This window comes from Arenimonas malthae CC-JY-1 (assembly GCF_000747075.1).
GTDB lineage: Bacteria > Pseudomonadota > Gammaproteobacteria > Xanthomonadales > Xanthomonadaceae > Arenimonas > Arenimonas malthae.
The window spans coordinates 1-604 of the sequence record NZ_AVCH01000127.1 but is presented as its reverse complement, the minus strand read 5'-3'; the positions used below and the strand labels follow the sequence as shown (position 1 = coordinate 604).

The following is a 604-nucleotide window of genomic DNA, read 5'->3' as shown; positions in this document are numbered from 1 at the left end:
CGGACCACCTCGAGGCGCGCCGCGGCCTGGCCGACGTGCGCGAAGCGGCGCTGGTGCAGGCCCGCGCCGCGCTGGCCTCGCGCGACTTCGCCACCGCCCGCGAACGCCTCGCGCTGGCCCGCGCCATGGCCGCGCCGGCCGCCGAGCTCGAAACCATCGAAGCCGAACTGGCGCTGCGCGAATCCACCGATGCCGACCTGGCCGACCTGCTGCAGCGCGCACGCGACGCGCAGGCCAGGGGCTACATCGAACCCCTGCCCGACGGCGCGCTGGCGCTGTACCTCGAGGCGCTGCGCCTGCAGCCCGACAACGCCATCGCGCTCGACGGCCGCCGCGCCATCCTCGCCGACCTGCTGCGGCAGGCCGAAGCCGCCATGGCCGCGGGCGACTTCGACGCCGCCGTCGCGCTGGTGGCGCGCGTGGTGGAAAGCGACCCGAGCCACCTGGGCCTGCCGGAAGTGCAGGCGCGGCTGGGCGAGGCCCGCGCGGCGATCGAACGCGAGCGCGAACAGGCGCTGCAGGCCGCCACCGGCGATCTGCGCGCCGGCCGGCTCGAGGCCGCCGCCGCCGGCTTCGAGGCCCTGCTCGCGAAGGACCCCGCCAG

The 604-nt window shown here is 77.5% G+C and carries 1 pseudogene; it reads left to right on the top strand.

The annotated features are described in order from the left end of the window. Positions 1-604, top strand: a pseudogene (locus N790_RS16360) (hypothetical protein); the annotation flags it as partial.